Genomic DNA, 20,533 nt, shown 5'->3' on the forward strand with positions numbered 1-20,533 from the left:
CCACCGCTTATATCTTCTGAACAACTGCAGCGAAAACCGGGATTGCCATGCGGTCCCGGTTTTCCGCCCCTCACGCCTCGGCCGCTATGCCCCAGTTGTAGACGCAGCGGTCGAGGCCGATGGCGATTTCGAGCACGAGGACGTTGTGATCGACGGCCGCTCCTTCCCAGGCTGCGACCGGTAACGGTGCGGAAAGTCGGTACGACGCGAGATCGAGCAGACCTCCATCCACTTGTCGCCATTATCGACCTCGATATCCATCGTCACCTCTGAATAGGCCGGCAGCCGGTCGGAGGGCACGACCCGCGTCGGCAGATGGATCAGCGAGGCGATCATGCGGCGGACCGGTTCGAGGCAGGCCGCGTGATAGTCGTTGCCGCTGTCGGCGGTGAAGGCGCATTGACATTCGAGCTGCCAGAATTCCTTCAGTCGCATGTGTTTCGTCGGCTGCTCCTGCTCGCGGCGATACGACCTGCCGGCCTGCCAGACGCAGAGAGGCAACCGCGTCTTCGAATGGTTTCCGAGCATGTGCTGCATGTAGACATAGGTCGAAGGCGTGGTCTCCGGCCTCAGTACCAGCACAGCATCGCCAGCCCCGAGTTGCTCCTGTACCCAGATGTCGGCGTTCGAATAGGCACTTGAAACCAGCGGCCGCGGCATCAGCGCCGGCGCCTCGACCCTTCGCATATCCCAGGCCGGATTGACCGATCTGAGAAAGTTGCGGACTTCCTGCGAGAAGAAGCCGATCATATGATCGCGAAGATTGATCTCGCGCTCCTCCCAATGGACGAGCGAATTGACGTGATAAATATTGAGCATGGTGCCTGTCTCCCTGGCAACCCTGTTGACGTGGTGAAGGGCTTTACGTCCGGCGGCGCGCCGGACGCATGTGGCGCCCGGACGTCACAGCAGGACGCGGAGACCTCGTCCGCCAATGGCGCGCGCGATCGCGACCTGCAGGCAGGTGCGGTCATGATGGGAGAACGGCGCGCGCTTAATGCTCATGACGGATTTCTACGTGCCATGCGCGCGATTGTCAAAACCGCAGGGGCCGAGACAAAAGGTATCATCTGTGGACAGGCCTTTTTTATTGCCCGCCTTCCTTCATTCCGTCACAAACTTTTTCGATCCGCTTGCGTTTAAAGCCAACGGTTCCTCGGCCGCGTAACGAAAGAGACAGCAATACCGATGACCACGACGACATCCCGGCTTCTTGCCATCGCGTTTTCGTCCACCCTGCTGATGGGCGCTTTCATTCCGGCTGAGGCCGGTCAGGCAAGCTTTGTGATTGATGCGCAATCCGGTCAGGTCCTTGAAGCCTCTAACCAGGACGATCTCAACTATCCCGCGTCGCTGACCAAGATGATGACGCTTTATCTCGCCTTTGAGGCGCTGCACGAGGGACGTCTCAGCTGGGACCAGAAGCTCACCATGTCGGAAAATGCCGAGAGCAAGGAACCCTTCAAACTCGCTATTGGCGCCGGCCGCCAGGTGACGCTGCGTGAAGCTGTCGAAAGCATCGTGGTATTGTCCGCCAACGATTCTGCCGTGGCGATCGCCGAACATCTCAGCGGCTCCGAACAGACCTTCGCCAGAACGATGACCGACAAGGCGCACCAACTCGGCATGAACGACACGGTTTTCAAGAACCCTTCGGGCCTGCCTGATCCGGAGCAGGTCACCACGGCGCGTGATATGGCGACCCTGGGCGTCTCGCTGATGCGGGACTTCCCCGAGGAGTTCAAGCTCTTCTCCATGCGCGGCTTTAAGTTCCGGGGCATGAAACTGCGCGGCCACAACAACCTGATGTACCGCTATGACGGCGTCGATGGCATCAAAACGGGCTATACCGATGCCTCAGGCTACAATGTCGTGACCTCGGCGCTGAAAGATGGCCGCCGCGTCGTCGGCGTCGTCATGGGTGAAAAGACTGCAAGCCTGCGCGACGACAAGATGGCGAGCCTCCTCGACAGCACGCTGCCGTCATCGCCCACCGCCACCGCCTCCACCACGCCAGGCAGCCAGCCTGCAGCGACGATGACGGATGCGCAGCCGACGAAGTAACCGGCATGCGACGTTGAAGGATGGCGACACGTTTTGCTACCGAAAAGCCACTTCCAGGTTTTGCCGGTCTTGCGCGATCACGCGGCAATTGGTTTCGAAACCTTCGCCCTTGATGGCAAGAGTGAATTCCGAGGGGATGCCCGCCGTATTCGAAACCGAAATGCCTGCGCTCTCCGCGCCGATCGATTTGACGGTGCAGTCGATAGTCGAGCGCCGGTCGTTAAATAGGATCGAACCTGCCTTCAGCACGCGCCGCCGCGCGCCAATGGCGTGATCGGCGTGAATAGAACTCCATGAGACGCAGCGATTGCGCCCGCCCTGTTTTGCCTGATACATCGCCGCATCCGCTTGAGCGAGCAGTGTTTCGATGTCTCTGCTGACGATAGATAGCGCCGAAGTTCCGAGGCTTGCCGTGACGGTCAGCGAGCCGTGATCGCCGAAAATGACCTGCGAGGCGATGGCGGTTCTGAGTTTTTCGGCGACGGCGGCCGCTCTCTCCCGATCGACATGCGGCAGAACGACGGCAAATTCCTCGCCCCCGATACGGCCGAACAAATCACCGGCGCGAAGGGTCGCCCTGCAGATCGATGCGACCGACTTGAGAACCGCGTCACCTGCGGCATGCCCGTACCCATCGTTCACCTTCTTGAAATGATCGATGTCGAAAACGATGCAGGACAGGTCATGCTGATGCCGCAGGGCGAGGGAAATCAGCTGATCGGCTTCCTGCTTGAAAGCTCGCCGCGTCATGGCCTCGGTCAGGCTGTCGGTAGCGGCGGACTGCATGAGTTCGAGGCGGTCCATCGCTGCTCCCGCCAATTCCTCGAGAATACAAAGATCTTTGCTGCCGAACGATCTGGGCCGGCGATCGATGGCGCACACGGTTCCAATCATGTGGCCGGCCTTCGTTCTGAGCGGAACACCGGCATAAAAGCGGATATGGTCCGCGCCGGTGACCGCAGGATGCGTTGCAAAGCGCAGATCCTTGCTGGCATCAGGAACGATGACAGGCTCGTCACAGTCCACCACGTAGCGGCAGAATGTGTCTTCGAGCGAGACCTCGTCGCCCGACATGCCGGAACAGGCCTTGTACCATTGCCGGTGCGCATCGATCAGTGACACGATGCCGATGTCGACGGAAAATACCTGCTGTATAAGGCGGACGATTCGCTCGAAGCCTTCGTCCTTGGGCGTGTCGAGCAGATCGAGTTGCTGCAACGCTGCCAGCCGTTCCTTTTCTCGCTGAACCGCTTCAGATGACGACTTTCCGAATACTCGTGCGACCACCATGCAGCATGCCTCCTGACAGCGCTAACACGACGCTTTCCACAAATTCATGAATAAATTTAATAGGCTGAACGCCTCAACCTCGTAGCGCCAATATTTTTTCCGTATCGGCAACCTATGATTTCCAAGCTGCACCTGCGAAAACGCAATCTCAGATTGCGCGCAGCGTCCAGCCGACGATCTCCGACACCACCGTCGAAAAGGCGCGGTCGAGACCCTTGACGAAGCCGACGTTGTCGCCGCCGGCCGGCGTCATGGCGCGGAACACCTTCTGGGCGCGTACCGAGCCGTTTCGGTCGTTGAGAATCTTGGCGGAGATTTCGACCACCGCCTGGTTGCCGCTCGAGGCGTCGATTTCGAATGCGCGGATATCGGTGACGATCTGGTAATCGATCGCCAGCCCCTGCCCCGGCATGCCGACGCCGCCGAGCTTTCCCGAATTCTCGAAGGCCTCGACCAGTTTCGATTGCACGATGCGCGGCAGCTTGTCGCCCCACTGCGCCCGCGACAGATACTGGATTTCCGACGGCGAGACGCGGATAACGATCTGATCGCTGTCGAGCGATCTGAGTGCCGTCGGCCCGGCAATCAGGATCTGGCGGGATTTGGCAGCAGGTCCATCGCCATCGACGGCCGCAGAGAGATCATAGGTATCGTTCTTGGCTGAAGTGCCACAGCCCGACAGGATCAACGCAGTCAGCGGCAGCGCGATCGCCGTTCCCCTGATCCACGAACGGCGCGACAACAGATGCGATGCGACCATACTGGGCTACCCCTGACTTTCCCTGTTAACGCCGCGTCCGGCCGTCGTACTGTTTGACCGTGTCCCCGCCAAAGATCAGGCGTTGCGGATTGCGGTCGAAGTTGCTGATCGTATCGTTGAGATTGCTCACGGTTCCGCGCATGTCGTTGATGAGGGTCTGCACGTCGCGCAAGCCGCCGCTCGAGAATTTCTGAAGATTATCGGCGATCGGACCGATTCGCGAGTTCAGATTATCGGCCACCTTCTTGAAGGATTCCAGCGTATCGCGCGCCTCGGCGAACAGCGATTGCGTGTTGTCGGTTCCAAGCAGCGCATCGACCTTGATGAGAATGCCGTCGATGCGTGTCGAAGCCGAATTCAGCTTATTGGCAAGCTGCGACACGTCCTGGATCGTCTGGTCGATATCTTTCTGGCGCAACGAAACCGTATTGGCGACGTCGCGGATCGAGGCAACTGCCGCACGCGCATCCTTTGTGGCTTGCGAAATATCGTCGACCGAACCCTTGATCTTCGCCGCGTCGATCTGGGCAACGAGCGTATCGACGCGGTCGAGCGTTGCCTGCGCCTGCTTGCCGAAATCGTTGAAGGTGGTGGCCGTCTCGTCGAACTTCCTGATCGCGCCCTTGAGATCGCCTGAGGCATCGGCCACATTGGCGGTGATCTTCTCGGCATTGGAGACGATATTGTCGACCTTCTGCGCGTCGACGGCCCTGACCAGTGATTCCACGGCCTGAAGCGTCGAATCGACACGCCCGGAAACCGCCTTCACCGTGTTGGAGAGCTCACCGACGCTCTGCAGGAAGGCGTCGATATTGCCGGAATTCTTGGCCAGCGCATCCGAGAAGGTTTCGGCATTCTTGAACGTCTGGGTCAGCGGAGCACGCGAATCTTCGATGAAACCCTGAAGTTCGCCAACCGCGTCATTGGCGCGATCAAGGATCTTATCGGCGGTCGCCAGGAGATTGGTGACGCTCGACTGGTCGGCGACGATAACGGCGCGTTTGCCGTTTTCGATCGCATGTTTAAGGATACTCTCCTCACCCTTGCGGCCGCCCGACAGTTCGATATAGGCGGCGCCCGTCAGGCCCTGAATTTCAAGCGCGGCCTTGGTGGAGGGGTAGATCGGTGCGTCTGTGCGCACCTGGGTGAAGGCCAGCGAATATTGCGGATCGTCGGCATCGATCGACAGCGTCTGCACCGAGCCCACCTGGATGCCGTTGAAGCGTACCGGCGAGCCGACGCTGAGTCCGTTCGCCGAGCCGGGAATACGTACGATCAGCTCCGTCATCGGGCCGCCACGGCCATATTCGGCCATCCAGTAGACGAAGCCGAAGGCGGCCGCGATCACCAACACCGTGAAAAAACCGACAATCGTATAATTGGCTTTGGTTTCCATCTATCCGGTCACTTCCCGCCGCTGCCGTTGCCGTGCCGCGCGCCATTGTCCTGCGGCACGATCGACCGTGCTCGCTTACCTCTAAAATAGGCCTGCACCCACGGATCGTCATAGGCCAGCATGTCGTCGATCGTGCCTTCCACCATTACTCGCTTCTTTCCGAGCACGGCAATACGGTCACAAACCGAAAACAGGCTGTCGAGATCGTGCGTCACCATATAGACGGTCAGTCCGAGACTATCGCGCAGGTTGGCGATCAGTTCGTCGAATTCGGCTGCACCGATAGGGTCGAGACCGGAGGTCGGCTCGTCCAGGAAGACGAGCTCCGGATCGAGCGCCAGCGCGCGGGCAAGAGCTGCGCGCTTGATCATGCCCCCTGAGAGTTCGGACGGGTATTTGTCGGCGGCATCGGCCGCGAGGCCCACCATGCGAATCTTCAGATGCGCCAGCTCATCCATTAGCGAGTGCGGCAGATCGAGATATTCGCGCATCGGCACCTGGATGTTTTCCTTGACAGTCAGCGACGAAAACAATGCGCCCTGCTGGAAGAGCACGCCGAGCCGCATGTCGAGCGCGTTGCGCTGCGGCTCGTTGAGCTCGTCGAAGTCCTGGCCCAGGATCTTGATCGTGCCGGAGCGGCGCGGCAGCAGCCGCAGCACCGTTCGCATCAGCACCGATTTGCCGGTGCCCGAAGCACCGACGAAGCCGAGGATCTCACCGCGATAGATATCGAGATTCAGTTTGTCGAGCACCACCTTGGAGCCAAAGGCGACGGTGACGTCGCGCGCCGAAAGCACGACATCCCTGCCCCGTCCTTCGCTTTCGATCGGCTGCTCGTCCACCCTGCCCGCCATACTAGAAGTTGATTGCTGCATAGAACATCGCAAAAAGCCCGTCCATCAGGATGACGACGAAAATCGCCTTTACCACCGAGGCCGTCACGTGCTGGCCGAGCGACTCCGCACTGCCACCGACCTTCAGCCCTTCGACGGCGGCGACGATGCCGATGACGAGCGCCATGAATGGCGCCTTGATCATGCCCGACAGCACGGTCGACAGCGTAATCGCCTCGTGCAGTCGCGCCAGGAAATTGGCGAAGGTGATACCGGAATAGCCCCAGGCGACGACCGCAGCCCCCGCCAGCGAAGCGAAATTCGCCAATACCGTCAAAAGCGGCAGCGCGATGGTCAGCGCCACCAGCCGCGGGAAGATCAATACGCCGATCGGGTTCAGCCCCATCACCTTCAGCGCGTCGATTTCCTCGCGCATCTTCATCGAGCCGATTTCAGCCGTGATCGCGCTGCCGGAGCGCCCGGCGATCATGATCGAAGTCAGCAGCACGCCGATTTCGCGCAGCTGCAGAATGCCGACCAGATCGACGACGAAAACCTCCGCCCCGAAATAACGCAGCTGGAAAGCGCCCTGCTGGGCGATGATCGCGCCGATGAGAAACGACATCAGCAGGATGATCGGAACGGCGCGAACCCCCATATGATCGATCTGGTTGACGATGGAGGCCGGCGAGACGCCGCTGCCGCGGCCGAGCTTCATCTGAGCGCCGCGCACCGCCGAACCCAGGATATACATCGAGGCAGCAAGATTATCCCAGATATCGTAAGTCATCTTGCCGATCGGCGCCAAGATGCGCGCGGCAAGCGAGACCTTCTCCTTCTGTTCCGGCTCCGGTTTGGCCGGTTCCTCGGAAAACATCTCCAGCATTTCATCGATATGCGGATTGGTGCCGACGAAGCGCACCGTGCGCCCGGCTGCTTCCTCCTCCTTCTTTAGCCGGCAAAGAAGCCAGATGCCGGCGGTATCGATCTCCGATATATCAGAGAGGTCGAGCGTCAGATTGCCGGTCTTCTCTCGCCGAAGCTTTTCGAAGTCGCGCAGCACAAGATGCACATAGGCGCTGCGCCAATTGCCGCTGAGACGAACATGCTGCCCCGAACCATCTGGCCGGTCGTCCACTTGCAGTGAGGCGGCGTTGCGATTCTCGGCGTTCAAGATACTTGTGTCTTTCAAGGCTTACGGCGACATTGCCGACTCGCGAAGCGGATCGCCGCCGGCGCGTCAATATACAGAAGCAACGTCCAATTTCCATGCTCGCAGGATAGCAATAATGCCGCGCACCCTCGATATCCAGATGAATTCCTTTCCGATTGCCGGGACCTTCACCATCTCGCGCGGCGCAAAGACTAAGGCCGAGGTCATTAGCTGCGAAGTCACGGAAGAAGGCGCGCAAGGGCACGGCGAATGCGTGCCCTACCGCCGCTACGGCGAGACCATGGAGAGCGTCTTGGCCCAGATCGAGGCAGCGCGCCCGCTGATCGAATCCGGCATTTCGCGCGACGACCTCTTGTCGGCGATGCCGCCGGGTGCCGCACGCAACGCCGTGGATTGCGCTCTCTGGGATCTCGAAGCAAAACGGACGGGCCAAACGGTCGCCGCCCGCCTCGGCCTCACGGCGCTCAAACCGCTCACGACAGCCTACACCATCTCGCTCGGCGAGCCGGAAATGATGGCCGCGCAGGCGCGCGAACATGCCGGTCGCGCTCTGCTCAAGGTCAAGGTGGGAACCGGTGACGATGAAAGCCGCATCCGCGCAGTCCGCGCGGCCGCACCCGATGCTGCGATCATTCTCGACGCCAATGAGGGCTGGCCGGAGGCGGTGCTGGAACGTCATCTGCAGATCGCCGCGGAGGCGGGCGTTGCCCTCGTCGAGCAACCGTTGCCGGCAGGCCGCGATGCGCTGCTTGCCGAAATCCGCCGCCCGCTGCTCGTCTGCGCCGACGAGAGTGTGCATCACACCGGAGACCTCGCAAGCCTTGCCGACCGTTATGATGCGATCAATATCAAGCTCGACAAGACAGGCGGCCTCACCGAGGCCTTGGCGATGAAGGCCGAAGCGGAGAGGCTCGGCTTTTCGATCATGATCGGTTGCATGGTCGGCACTTCGCTTGCGATGGCGCCAGCCGTGCTGCTCGCGCAGGATGCCGATTTCGTCGATCTCGACGGCCCGCTGCTGCTTGCCCGCGACCGCCAACCCGGCCTGCGCTACGCCGCTTCCCTGGTCTTTCCGCCGGAAAGCACCCTCTGGGGCTGAAGATAGTAGGCTGAGATGACCAGCCCGAGGCCGGAAAGCGCGACGAGCGCCATGACGTAATAGCTGACAAGGCCGAGCCAGGCGTAGAGGTAGCCCGAAGCGATGGTCATCAACCCCATCGCCATGCCGACATAGAAGAAATAGGCGCCCTGCGCCGAGGCCTCCTGCGTTTCCTGCACCGTCGCCACGATTCTCCGCTGCACGCCGGTATGCACGAAGGCATAGGTGAAGCCGTGGAAACATTGCAGCAGGAAGAAGCCGGCAAAGCCGGCATTCATGGGAAACAGGATCCAGCGGCAGACGCTGATGGCGCAGCCGAAGCGGATCAATGTCCAGGCATTGAAGCGCCGATTGAGACGCTTCGATAGAAAGAACACCGTCACCTCCGAAGCAACGCCGGCGCTCCAGAGCAAGCCGACCTCGGTGCCGGAAAAGCCGAGCTGATGCCAATAAATCGAGGAAAAAGCATTGAGCACCGCGTGGCTCGACTGCTGGATGGCAACTCCGATCAGGAGCAGCAGCAAATGTGGTTCGCGCAACCCGGTGCCGGTGGCGGCCGGCAGGTCGATCGGCTGGCCGCGCCGCCGTGTGGGCCCGATCCGCGGACAGAAGATCGCCATCGCCACCGTCATCGTGAAGCCGAACACCATGACGACGAGCACCATGCCGCCGCCCCCCCGGCCGATCAGCTGACCGCCGAGGAGCGTCGAGACGATGAAGGCGATTGAGCCCCATACGCGCATCGACCCATAATCGAGCCCCCAGCGGCGCACGCCTGAAATGACGATCGATTCGACCACGGGCACATAGGGCGCAAAGGTGGCGCCCTGCAGCGCGAAGACGATTGTCACCGGCCAAAAGCTGGTCGTCCAGTAAAGCGCGATCGCCGTCAGCAGCGACAGGCCACCCGACCAGAGCAGCACGGTGGCGCGCTCCTTCATGCGGTCGGCCATCATGGCGACGACAGGTGCTACCAGGACTCGAACCACCATCGGTATGGCGAGAATAATGCCGATTTCACGGTCACTGAAACTATGGGTTTGCAGCCAAACCGGGAAAAATGGCAGCACGACGCCATTGACGAGCAGCGGCGCGCAATAGGACAGCGCGCTGAGCAGCCGGAAGCGCGGCGGCGCTCCCTCACCCGGAGAATGTTGAGCGGGAATCATCGGTGGACCTGAAGGAAACTAGATGTTGTCCTAACACACCACCCTGGGGCGCGACCATTGCGAGAAATAGCCGTCCGGAAACGTTTTAGAAAATAAATTGGGCCTGTTACCTCGCGGTAACGGCTAAATTGCTGGCGAGCCGCCGCGACTGCGACGGCTGTAAATTCACGCTGCCTGCGCGGCGAGTTCCGCCTCTTCGAGACGCTCGACTGCGGTAAGCGCCGGCACTGCGCTAGCAAGCGCTCGCCAGGTGATCAGTTCGAACGTGCCGTCCTCATGCTCTGCAACCGCTGTGCAGCTTTCCACCCAGTCGCCAGTGTTGATGTAGCGGATGCCGTCCATCTCCTGGATGACGGCGTGGTGGATGTGGCCGCAGATCACCCCGTCGGCTCCGCTCTTGCGCGCCTCTTCAGCCACGACGCGTTCGAACTCGCCGATGAAATTGACCGCATGCTTGACCTGCAGCTTCGCCCAGGCGGAAAACGACCAATATGGCATGCCAAGGCGACGGCGTACGGCGGCGAGCAGGATGTTGATGCGGATTGCCGTATCATAGGCCCAGTCACCGAGATAGGCGAGCAGGCGGGCGTTGCGGACAACGACGTCGAACTCGTCGCCGTGCAGGATCAGGTATTTCTTGCCGTCCGCGCCGTCATGCAGCATGCGCTCGACGACCTCGATGCCGCCGAAATGCATGCCCGGGAAGTCGCGCAGGAATTCGTCGTGATTGCCGGGGATGTAGACGACGCGCGTGCCCTTGCGCGCCTTGCGCAGCAGTTTCTGGACGACGTCGTTGCAGACCTGTGGCCAGTACCAGCTGCGCTTCAGGCGCCAGCCGTCGACGATGTCGCCGACGAGCACGATCGTATCGGCTTCGTGGTAGCGCAGGAAATCCAGCAGGAAATCAGCCTTCGCGGCCTTCGAGCCGAGATGCACATCGGAAATGAAGAGCGTGCGGAAATGTCTGGGTTCCATCATGTCTGTCACGAACAGTGCTCGTGCCCCATCTTTCATCTAGCCTTCCAAAACCAGACTCGTGTTTCAGGAAGATGACAAGCTGGGGAAAAGCCCTGCAAACCCGCCGTTCCGTCTGGTGGTAAACGCAGATCCCATCGAAGCCCGCAATAGCGATATCGGAAATCCGATTCATAATTTCTCGCCGCGAGGTCCTGGATCTTTCCCGCATGCCGAGAATCAAATTAACAGCAGCTGCCGATCAAGGCGTAACCTGGGGATATTGATGATGCGCGCCCGAACCGCGACAATAATGATTTCTATGGCACTGCTTGCCGGCTGTGCACCGACGCAGCAGGACTATGATGCGACGGTAACGCTGCTGCAAGGCAGCGCGAGAGCGAGAAACGAGTTCGTCAAAGTGTGCACAAAGGATTTCGATGCAAATGCGCGGCGCGCCGCGGGGATCGTGACAAACGTCTCCGACAATGACGCTCCGAGGATCGCCTGCCAGCGATATCTGACGGCCGCGATCTCCGGTCGCGCTACGTATCAGGATCTGCTCGACATCAAGGCTCACCGGTTTACGCCAAAGCTCATCAAGATCTTCCAGGGCCGCTGATAGCCCGGAAGACGCTCTCTCGCTCCTCGATTTGGAACCGAGTGAACAAGATCGACGGGCCAAGCGGATTGGGGGCAAGCGGCGACCAGACGCTACGCCCCTTTTCGGCCGGCAATATTGCCCTGCCGATCGAGCGCGTTCATGATGACAACGATTCCATGTCCGACAAAGCGGGATGGCCGATGCGTCTCTTTCTCGTTCGCCACGGCGAATCCCTCGGCAACATCAACGAACAGGCCTACCGCCAATTCGGCGATCATAATGTGCCGCTGACTGAATGGGGCTATCGCCAGGCGGCTGAGGCAGGCGCTGTCATCGCTTCGTACCTCAAAGGGCTGCCGAGCCAGGGATTCCAGAAGCTGCATATCTGGTATTCGCCGTTTCTGCGCACGCGCCAGAGCAAGGATGCGCTGCTCGAAGCGCTGCCGGAAAACTTCGTCGGCGATGTCAGGGAAGATTATCTTCTGCGCGAGCAGGATTTCGGCCTCTTCACCGAAATCTACGACCGTGCCGAGCAGAAGCAGAAATTCCCCGAGGAGTTCGAAAAATGGGCGAGGCTGCGCAACAATAGCGGCAAGTTCTATGCGCGGCCGCCGGACGGCGAAAGCCGGGCGGACGTGGCGCAGCGGGTGCGTCTCTTCCTTCAGACCGTCATGCGCGAGGCCGAAAACGGCGACCACAACGTCGCGATCGTCGGCCACGGGGTCACCAACCGGGCGGTCGAAATGAATTTCCTGCACCACTCCGTCGACTGGTTCGAGCGCTCCGACAATCCTGGGAATTCCGACGTTACGCTGATCGAGGGAACGCGTTTGCAGGGCTACGACACGATACCGCTGCACCAGGCCGCCGACCGGCAGCCGGGACAGGAGAACAAGCTGCGCGATGCCTATGGCGCTGACGTGACGATGACGCCGAAGCGTGGTGGGTAAACCGCTCCCCACAAGGGACCCTTGTGGGGAGCGGTTTGGGGCGGGGTCTTCTACGCTGCATCTATTCAAGCAGCTCGCACCGCCGCCATCGGCTTCACATTCTGATTCATCCGGAACAAATTGTTCGGATCGTAGCGCAGCTTGATTTCCGAAAGGCGCGCATAATTAGCCCCGTAGGCCATTTCGACCCGGTCGGTCTCGTCCTCAGGCATGAAGTTGATGTAGGCAGTGCCCACAGCATGCGGCTTGGTTGCCTCGAAAAGTTCGCGCGCCCAGCCGATGCAGTTTCCGTCCATCTCGGTTTCCCGCCAGCGTGCATGGACATTCATGACGAAATGCGAACTGCGCTGTGGAAATGCCGTGGCTTCGGTCGGCACGCGGCCGGCGGCGCCGCCGACATGGCCGACGAATATTTCGCATTCCGGCCCTGGCAGCTTCCGCACGGCATTGATGAGAACCTCGATCGCCGCATCGGAAAGGGAGGCGAAATCCTGGCTCTTCCAATAGTTACGGGCGCCGGGCGTTAGAAGCGGGTCGAATGCCTGCTGCCAGCCGATGAACGGCATCGGGCCGACAATGTCGGCGATCGGCTTTCCGATTCCGCGCAATCTCGCTGCCGCCTTTTCGCCCGCCGCCATGTCCCCGCAATAGCACATGGCGAGCACCAATATCTCCTTTCCGTGCCATTCGGCCGGCAGGAACGGCAGCGGCGGCGCCTGGCGCATCACCACCCAGCAAGTCAGCTCGTCGGGTGCTGTTTCCAGCGCCTCGCGATATTCCCTGAGAACGTTTTCCGCATCGGCGAAGGGATGCACGACCAGTCCGGCGAAAACTTCGGGCTGGAGCGGGTTGAGCTGGAATTCGAAGGAGGTCACGACGCCGAAATTGCCGCCGCCGCCGCGCAGCGCCCAGAACAGGTCCGGCCGCTCCGTCTCGCTCGCCTTCACCAGTTCGCCGTTGGCCGTCACCACATCGACCGAAATCAGATTGTCGAGGGTCAGCCCGAATTTCCGCGTGAGCCAGCCGAAACCACCGCCGAGCGTCAGGCCGGCTATGCCGGTCGTGGAATTAATGCCGGTTGGCAGTACCAGTCCGAATGCCAGCGTTTCCTTGTCGACGTCGCCGAGCGTCGCGCCCGGCTCGATCCTGGCGCGGCGCGTCTCGGGATCGACCCGCACCGATTTCATCGGCGACAGATCAATGACGACGCCGCCCTCGCAGACCGCGTTGCCGGCAATGCCGTGCCCGCCGCCGCGCACCGAAACCAGCAGATTGTTGTCGCGTGCAAGGCGCACCGCGCGCACGACATCAGCCGCCCCTGCACAGCGCGCAATCAGACCCGGCCGGCGATCGATCATCGCATTCCAGATCGCCCGCGCCTCACCGTAATTCATGTCTTTGCTGGTCAGGAGACTGCCGCGAAAACCGGCGGCAAACGCATCCATGGCCACGTCATTAACCATCGTCTGACCCCGTTGCAGGGTCGTGAGGTTCAAATTGTCCATGATTTCCTCCATGCGACCGGCGCCCCGCACCGTCGCGGCGGCATTTTGCGCTTGCAGGCGGCATCAAACAAGTTTCCAAAAGGATTAGTACCGGCGATGCCGATACTCGGCCGGCCCGTGGTTCCGTGGGACATGCCCCGCGCGAAAACTTCTCCCATCCCTCATTTCCATACTGTCGCCCGTATCCGATTGATGTATGGAGAAACTCCAGAAAAAGACGTGCACGGAGGCGGCAATGGATCACCAGGATAAATCCAAGACGGACAAGAACCTGCCGGGCGGCGATCTCGACGAGCAGGCGCTCTTCTTTCATCGCTATCCCCGCCCCGGCAAGCTGGAGATCCAGGCAACCAAGCCGCTCGGCAACCAGCGCGACCTCGCGCTTGCCTATTCGCCGGGCGTTGCCGCTCCCTGCCTTGCCATCCGTGACAACCCTGAAATGGCGGCCGAATATACCTCGCGCGCCAATCTCGTCGCCGTCATTTCCAACGGCACCGCCGTGCTCGGACTCGGCAATATCGGCCCGCTCGCTTCCAAGCCTGTCATGGAGGGCAAGGCCGTGCTCTTCAAGAAATTCGCCGGCATCGACGTTTTCGACATCGAGATCGATGCGGCGAGCGTCGAGCAGATGGTTTCGACCGTCTCATCGCTGGAGCCGACCTTTGGCGGCATCAACCTGGAAGACATCAAGGCGCCGGAATGTTTCGAGGTCGAGCGGCGCCTGCGCGAGAAGATGAAGATCCCGGTCTTCCACGACGACCAGCACGGCACGGCGATCATTGTCGCCGCCGCTATCCTGAACGGGCTGGAACTCGCCGGCAAAGCCATCGAGAACGTCAAGATCGTTGCCTCGGGCGCGGGTGCTGCCGCCCTTGCCTGCCTCAATCTGCTGGTGACCCTCGGCGCCAAGCGCGAAAACATCTGGGTCCACGATATCGAAGGCCTCGTCTATGAGGGCCGCACCGAACTGATGGACGAATGGAAGTCCGTCTATGCCCAGAAGAGCGACACCCGCACGCTCGCCGAAAATATCGGCGGCGCCGACGTCTTCCTCGGTCTCTCAGCGGCCGGCGTGCTGAAGCCGGAACTCTTGGCACAGATGGCCGACAAACCGCTGATCATGGCGCTCGCCAATCCGACGCCGGAAATCATGCCGGATCTCGCCCGCGCCGCCCGCCCCGACGCGATGATTTGCACCGGCCGCTCGGATTTCGCCAATCAGGTCAACAACGTCCTCTGCTTCCCCTATATCTTCCGCGGCGCGCTCGATTGCGGCGCCGAGACGATCAACGAGGAAATGAAGATGGCGGCCGTGCGCGCCATCGCAGCGCTTGCCCGCGAAGAACCGTCCGACGTCGCTGCCCGCGCCTATTCCGGCGAGACCCCGGTCTTCGGGCCCGACTATCTGATCCCTTCCCCCTTCGATCCGCGCCTCATCCTGCGCATCGCGCCTGCAGTCGCCAAGGCCGCCGAACAGAGCGGCGTTGCGCGCCGGCCCATCCAGGATTTCGACGCCTATCTCGACCAGTTGAACCGTTTCGTCTTCCGCTCCGGCTTCGTCATGAAGCCGATCTTCACGGCAGCCAAGGCAGCAGAACACAAGCGCGTCATCTTCTCCGAAGGCGAGGACGAGCGCGTGCTGCGCGCCGCCCAGGTGCTGCTTGAGGAAGGCTTGGCCAAACCGATCCTGATCGGCCGCCCGCAGGTCATCGAGACACGCCTCAAGCGCTACGGTCTGCGCATCCGGCCGTTGCAGGATTTCGAGGTCATCAATCCGGAGGACGATCCGCGCTTTCGCGAATATGTCGATCTCTATTTCTCGCTCGTCGGCCGCCGAGGCGTCATCCCGGAAGCGGCCCGCACTATCGTGCGCACCAACACCACCGTCATCGGCGCGCTGGCGCTGAAACGCGGCGAGGCCGATGCGCTGATCTGCGGCCTCGAAGGCCGTTACGAGAAACACCTGCGCGACGTGCGCCAGATCATCGGCAAGCGCAAGGATGTCCGCGATTTCTCGGCCCTCAGCCTGATGATCTCACAGCGCGGCGCCACCTTCTTCACCGACACCTACGTCACCTTCAATCCGAGCGCCGAAGAGATAGCAGAGGCGACTGTCATGGCTGCCGAGGAAATCCGCCGCTTCGGCATCACCCCGCGCGCCGCCCTCGTCTCGCATTCAAACTTCGGCTCACGCGAATCCGAAAGCGCCACGAAAATGCGCTATGCCCTGCAGCTCGTGCGCGATGCTGCCCCGGATCTCGAAGTCGACGGCGAAATGCACGGCGAGAGCGCGATCACCGAAGCGCTGCGCAAGCGCGTCATGCCGCACACCACGCTGCACGACGAGGCAAACCTGCTCGTCTTCCCCAACCTCGACGCCGCCAACATCACGCTTGGTGTGGTCAAGTCGATGACCGACGGCCTGCATGTTGGCCCGATTCTGCTCGGCGCCGCCATGCCCGCGCACATCCTCGCGCCGTCGGTTACCTCGCGCGGCGTCGTCAACATGGCAGCGCTCGCCGTCGTCGAGGCATCGCAGCCGGCATAAGCCGGCATTGCGACCAGAAGATTCACGGATAACCAGCACTCGCCGAGATTTCGCAAGTGCTGGCATCCAGCCGCGTTTTACCTCGGCGTTACGTCAAAGCCGAACCACTTCTGCGATAGCTTGACGATCGTGCCGTCTGCTTTGGCTGCTGCGATCGCCTCGTTGAACATAGATTTGAGTTTCGTATCCTCCTTACGCAGACCAACTGAGCTTCCACGCCCAAGCATGCCGCCCTGGAAACGAGGGCCAGTGACGATGAAGTCCTCGTTGCCCGGCTTCGCCGGCGCTGTCGAAAGATATGCCATGGACGCCATGACGAGGTCGACGCGACCGGCCTTAAGATCGAGATCGTGCTGTTCCGTCGTCTTGTACTCACGGAGATCAACGACGCCCTTCAAATATTTGTCGAGGAAGCTCGCGGCGATCGATGCAGTCTGCACGCCGACTGTCTTACCCTTGAGCAACGGCTCGATCTGCTTCAGCGCGGCCACAGCGCCAGCCTCATCGGTGGCGAGCGAAAATACCTCGCCCTTCAAAGGCAGATTTGCGAGCGGGGAGTCTTTCAATGTCGCAAAGGTCTGACCCGTCGTGCCGTAGGAATCGCTGAAGGCAATGACCTCCTCGCGCTTGGCGGTTGCAGACATCCCCGAAACGATTGCGTCGAACTTTCCAGCGTTAAGAGCCGGGATCATGCCGTCAAAAGGCTGGATCACGGTCGTGCATTCGACCTTCATATGAGCGCAAAAATACTTGATCAGCTCGATTTCGTACCCGTCAAGGCTACCGTCTGCCTTGGTGAAGTTCCACGGCCGAAACGCTCCCTCGGTCGCAATCGTCACATGCGTCCAGTTCTTCTCCTCGGCGCGTGCCGCCGTCGAAACGGCTAAGCTGGCGACCATAGTGATCGCGGCTATGATTGCGGTCAGGTATTTCATACTGAGTTCCCCTTCTTGATTGAGCTTGATGAACTATTGATTGATGAACTGGCGGAAGCGCTCCGACTTCGAATTCGAAAAGACATCCTGAGGTTTGCCCTCTTCCTCGACCACGCCCTTGTGTAAAAAGACGACGCGGCTGGAGACGTCGCGCGCAAATCCCATCTCATGTGTGACGACCAGCATGGTGCGTCCTTCTTCCGCCAAGGCGCGCATGACGCGTAGGACCTCTCCTACAAGCTCCGGATCGAGCGCCGATGTCGGTTCATCGAAGAGCATCACCTTTGGATGCATGGCGAGGGCGCGGGCAATGGCCGCGCGCTGCTGCTGACCGCCGGAAAGATGAGCGGGATAGAAATTGCGCTTATCGGCGATGCCGACTTTGGCCAGCAACGCTTCAGCTTCATCTATGCATTCGGCGCGTGAACGGCGCTGAACATGGATCGGTGCCTCGATAAGGTTTTCGAGGACCGTCTTGTGAGACCAGAGATTGAAACTCTGGAACACCATTCCGAGCCGAGAGCGGATACGATCGACCTGCTTTCGATCCGCCGGGCGGTGCACACCGTCGGCGTTGCGCTGCATCGAGATCGTTTCGCCGTCGACAGTCACTTCACCCGAATCCGGCGTTTCCAGCAGATTAATGCAACGCAGGAACGTCGATTTCCCGGAACCCGACGAGCCGACAATGGAAACGACATCGCCTTCCAGAGCATCAAGCGAGATGCCCCTGATGACCTGGAGAGGTCCGAAGCTCTTGTGCATGTCGCGCACGCTGAGTGCGATTGTTGTGGCCGTCATCGATGCTCTCCTGCAGGGGTGGCTATGGTGCTGCTCTCTCGGCTGACAGGAACGGGAGCGCGCAAATGCGGGCTAAGTCTGTACTCGGCGAATTGAATGAGACGCGTCAGCAAGAAATTGAGGGCGAGGTAGATGGCACCGGAGACGACGAAGACCTCGATTGCCCGGTAGGTCTCGGAGATGATCTTGGCGGCGACTCCGGTTACCTCCATCAGCGTAATGATCGAGGCAAGTGACGTCGCCTTGACCATTGATATCATCTCGTTGCCGTATCCGGGCAATGCCTGCCGGATTGCCAGCGGCAGGACGATCCGGCGAAACAACAGGAAGCGATGCATGCCGCAAGCGCGGGCAGCCTCAACTTGCCCGTGCGGTACCGAGAGCAGGCCGCCGCGAATGATCTCGCTGGCGTAGGCGGCTGTATTCAAGGTCAGCGCCAGCACCGCGCACCAATAAGGATCGCGGAGAAACGGCCAGAAGACGCTGTGCCGTACGGCTGGAAACTGGCCGAGACCGTAATAGATAAGAAATATCTGCACCAACAGGGGCGTGCCGCGGAAGATGAAGACATAGAGCCGCGCGAACCAATCGAGCGCGGCAACGCCGGAGAGGCGGGCAAGCGCCAGCAACAGGGCCAGAATGGCACCAAGGCAGATCGATGTCACGGCAAGCTCGATCGTCAGCGGAATTGCGGCGACCAGGCTCACAAATGTTTCGTTGAGAAACTGCCAATCCATCATCCGCTCCTCCCCACGCCGCGCGACAGATGCCGCTCCGCCTGCTGGAGAAGGATGCTCGAAACTGTCGAGATCATCAGATAGATCGCGCCGGCCATCAGGTAAAAATCGAATGGCAGCCCGGTCGATCCAGCGCCGACCTGCGCCTGGCGCAGGAGTTCGGCAACACCGGTGATCGATACCAGTGCCGACTCCTTTAGGACGACCTGCCAGACATTACCGAGACCGGGAAGCGCGTGACGCAGGGTCAGCGGCGCAACGATCCGCCGCAGGCGAAGCCAGCGCGGCATGCCGCAGGCAATAGCCGCCTCGATCTCACCCGGATGGACCGCCCTGAATCCACCTCGCAGCACTTCCGTGAACTGAGCGCCGGAGGTGACGCCCACGGCGAGGGAGCCCGCAAGAAAGCCCGGAAAGCCGAGGAAACCTTCGGCGCCGAGAAGCCGGCCGACCGCCGTAACCACGGCGCTGCCGCCGAAATAGAAGAGGTAGATGACCAGCAGATCCGGAATGCCCCGCAGCACCGTCGTATAAGCATCGGCGGCCGCGCGAGCAAAACCGTTGCCGGCAATCTTGGCCCATGCCCCAAGGGTCCCGATACAGGCGCCGACGGCATAGCCGGCGATTGCAACAAGGATGGTCATCCAGGCTCCGGCCAGAAGAGCATGGCCCCAGCCATCCGCACCGAAGCCGGCAAGCTCAAAAAAACCAGGCTGGCTCATGATGCTGCTCCGGAAGAGCATGTTTTTGCAGCAACTGACATTATCATAGCCTCTGCTGAGCATGATGCGCCGAAAAGGCGCTTAGGGAGCGTCAAAGGTCGGTGTCAGGTCGATCTTGCTCCATTTTTCCGAGAGCTGCCTGATCGTGCCATCCTTGGCGGCTTGCCTGATTGCGTCATCAAATTTGGCCTTCAGATCGGTCTCGCCCTTGCGCATGCCGAGTGCGACTTCGGTAGCCAACATCGCGCCTTTCACCAGCGGGCCGGACATCATCAGATCGTCATTGCCGGGCTTGCCGAGCACGGAGGTTTCATAAACGCCGCTATCGAAGCCTGCATCGATGCGCCCGGCCTTCAGATCGAGGTCGCGCTCGCCGGAATTCTTGTAGGCGCGCACTGTTACGTCGGAGCCGAAATAGGCGTTGATCAACTGCTCCTGGCTGGTCGACTGGACGACGCCGACGGTCTTGCCTTTGAGGGCTTCGCCGATTGCGGCCATCACCGGATCTGCCTTGGACTTATCGTTCAAATTCAGCCGCTCGCCGGCCATCGGCAGAGGGGACACCGGCCCGTCCTTCAGAAGCAGGAAGCTCGCGACCCCGCTCGCGTAGGGCACGGTGAAATCGACCACCTGCTTCCGCTTCTCGTTGATGCCGAGGGTCATCACTAGATCGAATTTTCCAGCATTGAGGCTCGGGATCATCGCATTCCAATCGCCTGCGATGAGTTCGCAGTCGGCTTTGGCGCGTTTGCACAGGTCATTGATGAGGTCGACGTCGAAGCCGGCCAGCTTGCCGCTGGAATCCATGAGGTTCCAGGGCGGGAAAGCCCCTTCGATGCCGACCTTGACATGCGTCCAGTCCTTGGCGCCGGCAGCGAATGAAGTCAGGAAGGCAATGGCGCCGAAGAAAACGGCAGGCAATTTTCTATTTTTCATTTTCTGTTCCCCTTTCGGCGGCCAAATGGCCACCTGTCAGTTCTGCTATGGCTGCG

Annotated in this window: 18 protein-coding genes and 1 pseudogene; 5 read left to right on the plus strand and 14 right to left on the minus strand. The window is 60.7% G+C overall.

The features are described from left to right. Positions 1 to 70 precede the first annotated feature (70 nt). Positions 71 to 819: pseudogene (locus ACQ7C1_RS16150) on the minus strand (aminoacyl--tRNA ligase-related protein). A gap of 369 nt (positions 820 to 1,188) precedes the next feature. Between ACQ7C1_RS16150 and ACQ7C1_RS16155 the strand changes: the two are divergent. Then, positions 1,189 to 2,064 carry a D-alanyl-D-alanine carboxypeptidase family protein gene (locus ACQ7C1_RS16155; protein ID WP_430959003.1) on the plus strand — a complete coding sequence of 292 codons (876 nt, stop codon included), beginning with the start codon at positions 1,189 to 1,191 and terminating at the stop codon, positions 2,062 to 2,064. A 36-nt stretch (positions 2,065 to 2,100) separates the two neighbouring features. Here ACQ7C1_RS16155 and ACQ7C1_RS16160 read toward each other — a convergent pair whose 3' ends face one another. The 5 genes from ACQ7C1_RS16160 to ACQ7C1_RS16180 form a co-directional block, all read right to left on the minus strand. Further along, positions 2,101 to 3,354, minus strand: a complete 1,254-nt coding sequence (locus ACQ7C1_RS16160; RefSeq protein WP_430959004.1) for a sensor domain-containing diguanylate cyclase — start codon at positions 3,352 to 3,354, stop codon at positions 2,101 to 2,103. A 148-nt stretch (positions 3,355 to 3,502) separates the two neighbouring features. Then, positions 3,503 to 4,114, minus strand: coding sequence for an ABC-type transport auxiliary lipoprotein family protein (locus ACQ7C1_RS16165; RefSeq protein WP_085778358.1), 612 nt, complete (start codon positions 4,112 to 4,114; stop codon positions 3,503 to 3,505). A gap of 25 nt (positions 4,115 to 4,139) precedes the next feature. Beyond that, entirely contained in the window at positions 4,140 to 5,510 is a 1,371-nt protein-coding gene (locus tag ACQ7C1_RS16170) for an MlaD family protein (protein ID WP_430959005.1), read from the minus strand. A gap of 8 nt (positions 5,511 to 5,518) precedes the next feature. After that, complete coding sequence (locus ACQ7C1_RS16175) at positions 5,519 to 6,364, minus strand: ABC transporter ATP-binding protein (protein WP_085778360.1); 846 nt, start codon at positions 6,362 to 6,364, stop codon at positions 5,519 to 5,521. Between the two features lies 1 nt (position 6,365). After that, positions 6,366 to 7,535 carry an MlaE family lipid ABC transporter permease subunit gene (locus ACQ7C1_RS16180; protein ID WP_285193821.1) on the minus strand — a complete coding sequence of 390 codons (1,170 nt, stop codon included), beginning with the start codon at positions 7,533 to 7,535 and terminating at the stop codon, positions 6,366 to 6,368. Between the two features lie 97 nt (positions 7,536 to 7,632). Between ACQ7C1_RS16180 and dgcA the strand changes: the two genes are divergently transcribed. Further along, positions 7,633 to 8,616 carry an N-acetyl-D-Glu racemase DgcA gene (gene dgcA, locus ACQ7C1_RS16185; RefSeq protein ID WP_097599205.1) on the plus strand — a complete coding sequence of 328 codons (984 nt, stop codon included), beginning with the start codon at positions 7,633 to 7,635 and terminating at the stop codon, positions 8,614 to 8,616. Here the strand turns inward: dgcA and ACQ7C1_RS16190 are convergent. Both ACQ7C1_RS16190 and ACQ7C1_RS16195 read right to left on the minus strand, forming a co-directional pair. After that, entirely contained in the window at positions 8,568 to 9,785 is a 1,218-nt protein-coding gene (locus ACQ7C1_RS16190; RefSeq protein WP_430959006.1) for an MFS transporter, read from the minus strand. The two genes, dgcA and ACQ7C1_RS16190, sit on opposite strands and share 49 nt — an antisense overlap. 165 nt (positions 9,786 to 9,950) lie before the next feature. Continuing rightward, the gene (locus ACQ7C1_RS16195; protein WP_430959157.1) at positions 9,951 to 10,763 is read right to left on the minus strand and encodes a UDP-2,3-diacylglucosamine diphosphatase; all 813 of its coding nucleotides are present in this window, start codon (positions 10,761 to 10,763) and stop codon (positions 9,951 to 9,953) included. Positions 10,764 to 11,028: 265 nt separating this feature from the next. Here ACQ7C1_RS16195 and ACQ7C1_RS16200 point away from each other — a divergent pair, with 265 nt between their 5' ends. Together ACQ7C1_RS16200 and ACQ7C1_RS16205 are read left to right on the plus strand one after the other, a co-directional pair. Continuing rightward, on the plus strand, positions 11,029 to 11,361 hold the full coding sequence (locus tag ACQ7C1_RS16200) for a hypothetical protein (RefSeq protein WP_085780089.1): 333 nt from the start codon (positions 11,029 to 11,031) through the stop codon (positions 11,359 to 11,361). Between the two features lie 182 nt (positions 11,362 to 11,543). After that, positions 11,544 to 12,293, plus strand: a complete 750-nt coding sequence (locus tag ACQ7C1_RS16205) for a histidine phosphatase family protein (RefSeq protein WP_285193857.1) — start codon at positions 11,544 to 11,546, stop codon at positions 12,291 to 12,293. Between the two features lie 65 nt (positions 12,294 to 12,358). Here ACQ7C1_RS16205 and ACQ7C1_RS16210 read toward each other — a convergent pair whose 3' ends face one another. Beyond that, positions 12,359 to 13,798 carry an FAD-binding oxidoreductase gene (locus tag ACQ7C1_RS16210; protein ID WP_430959007.1) on the minus strand — a complete coding sequence of 480 codons (1,440 nt, stop codon included), beginning with the start codon at positions 13,796 to 13,798 and terminating at the stop codon, positions 12,359 to 12,361. A 235-nt stretch (positions 13,799 to 14,033) separates the two neighbouring features. Here ACQ7C1_RS16210 and ACQ7C1_RS16215 point away from each other — a divergent pair, with 235 nt between their 5' ends. Further along, positions 14,034 to 16,346 carry an NADP-dependent malic enzyme gene (locus tag ACQ7C1_RS16215; RefSeq protein WP_430959008.1) on the plus strand — a complete coding sequence of 771 codons (2,313 nt, stop codon included), beginning with the start codon at positions 14,034 to 14,036 and terminating at the stop codon, positions 16,344 to 16,346. Positions 16,347 to 16,423: 77 nt separating this feature from the next. Here ACQ7C1_RS16215 and ACQ7C1_RS16220 read toward each other — a convergent pair whose 3' ends face one another. The 5 genes from ACQ7C1_RS16220 to ACQ7C1_RS16240 form a co-directional block, all read right to left on the minus strand. Then, positions 16,424 to 17,245, minus strand: coding sequence for a transporter substrate-binding domain-containing protein (locus tag ACQ7C1_RS16220; protein ID WP_430959158.1), 822 nt, complete (start codon positions 17,243 to 17,245; stop codon positions 16,424 to 16,426). 69 nt (positions 17,246 to 17,314) lie between these two features. After that, entirely contained in the window at positions 17,315 to 18,082 is a 768-nt protein-coding gene (locus tag ACQ7C1_RS16225; protein ID WP_430959009.1) for an ABC transporter ATP-binding protein, read from the minus strand. After that, a complete protein-coding gene (locus ACQ7C1_RS16230; protein ID WP_430959159.1) occupies positions 18,079 to 18,819 on the minus strand; it encodes an ABC transporter permease in 741 nt (246 codons plus the stop codon). Before ACQ7C1_RS16230 ends, ACQ7C1_RS16225 begins: the two co-directional genes overlap by 4 nt. Further along, complete coding sequence (locus ACQ7C1_RS16235; protein ID WP_430959010.1) at positions 18,819 to 19,541, minus strand: ABC transporter permease; 723 nt, start codon at positions 19,539 to 19,541, stop codon at positions 18,819 to 18,821. The genes ACQ7C1_RS16230 and ACQ7C1_RS16235 overlap by 1 nt, the downstream gene beginning before the upstream one ends. Positions 19,542 to 19,622: 81 nt before the next feature. Continuing rightward, positions 19,623 to 20,477: a transporter substrate-binding domain-containing protein gene (locus tag ACQ7C1_RS16240; protein ID WP_430959011.1), complete on the minus strand. Its 855-nt coding sequence runs from the start codon at positions 20,475 to 20,477 to the stop codon at positions 19,623 to 19,625. Between the last annotated feature and the right edge of the window lie 56 nt (positions 20,478 to 20,533).

This window comes from Rhizobium sp. Nf11,1 (genome assembly GCF_050587665.1).
In the GTDB taxonomy this organism is placed as follows: domain Bacteria; phylum Pseudomonadota; class Alphaproteobacteria; order Rhizobiales; family Rhizobiaceae; genus Rhizobium.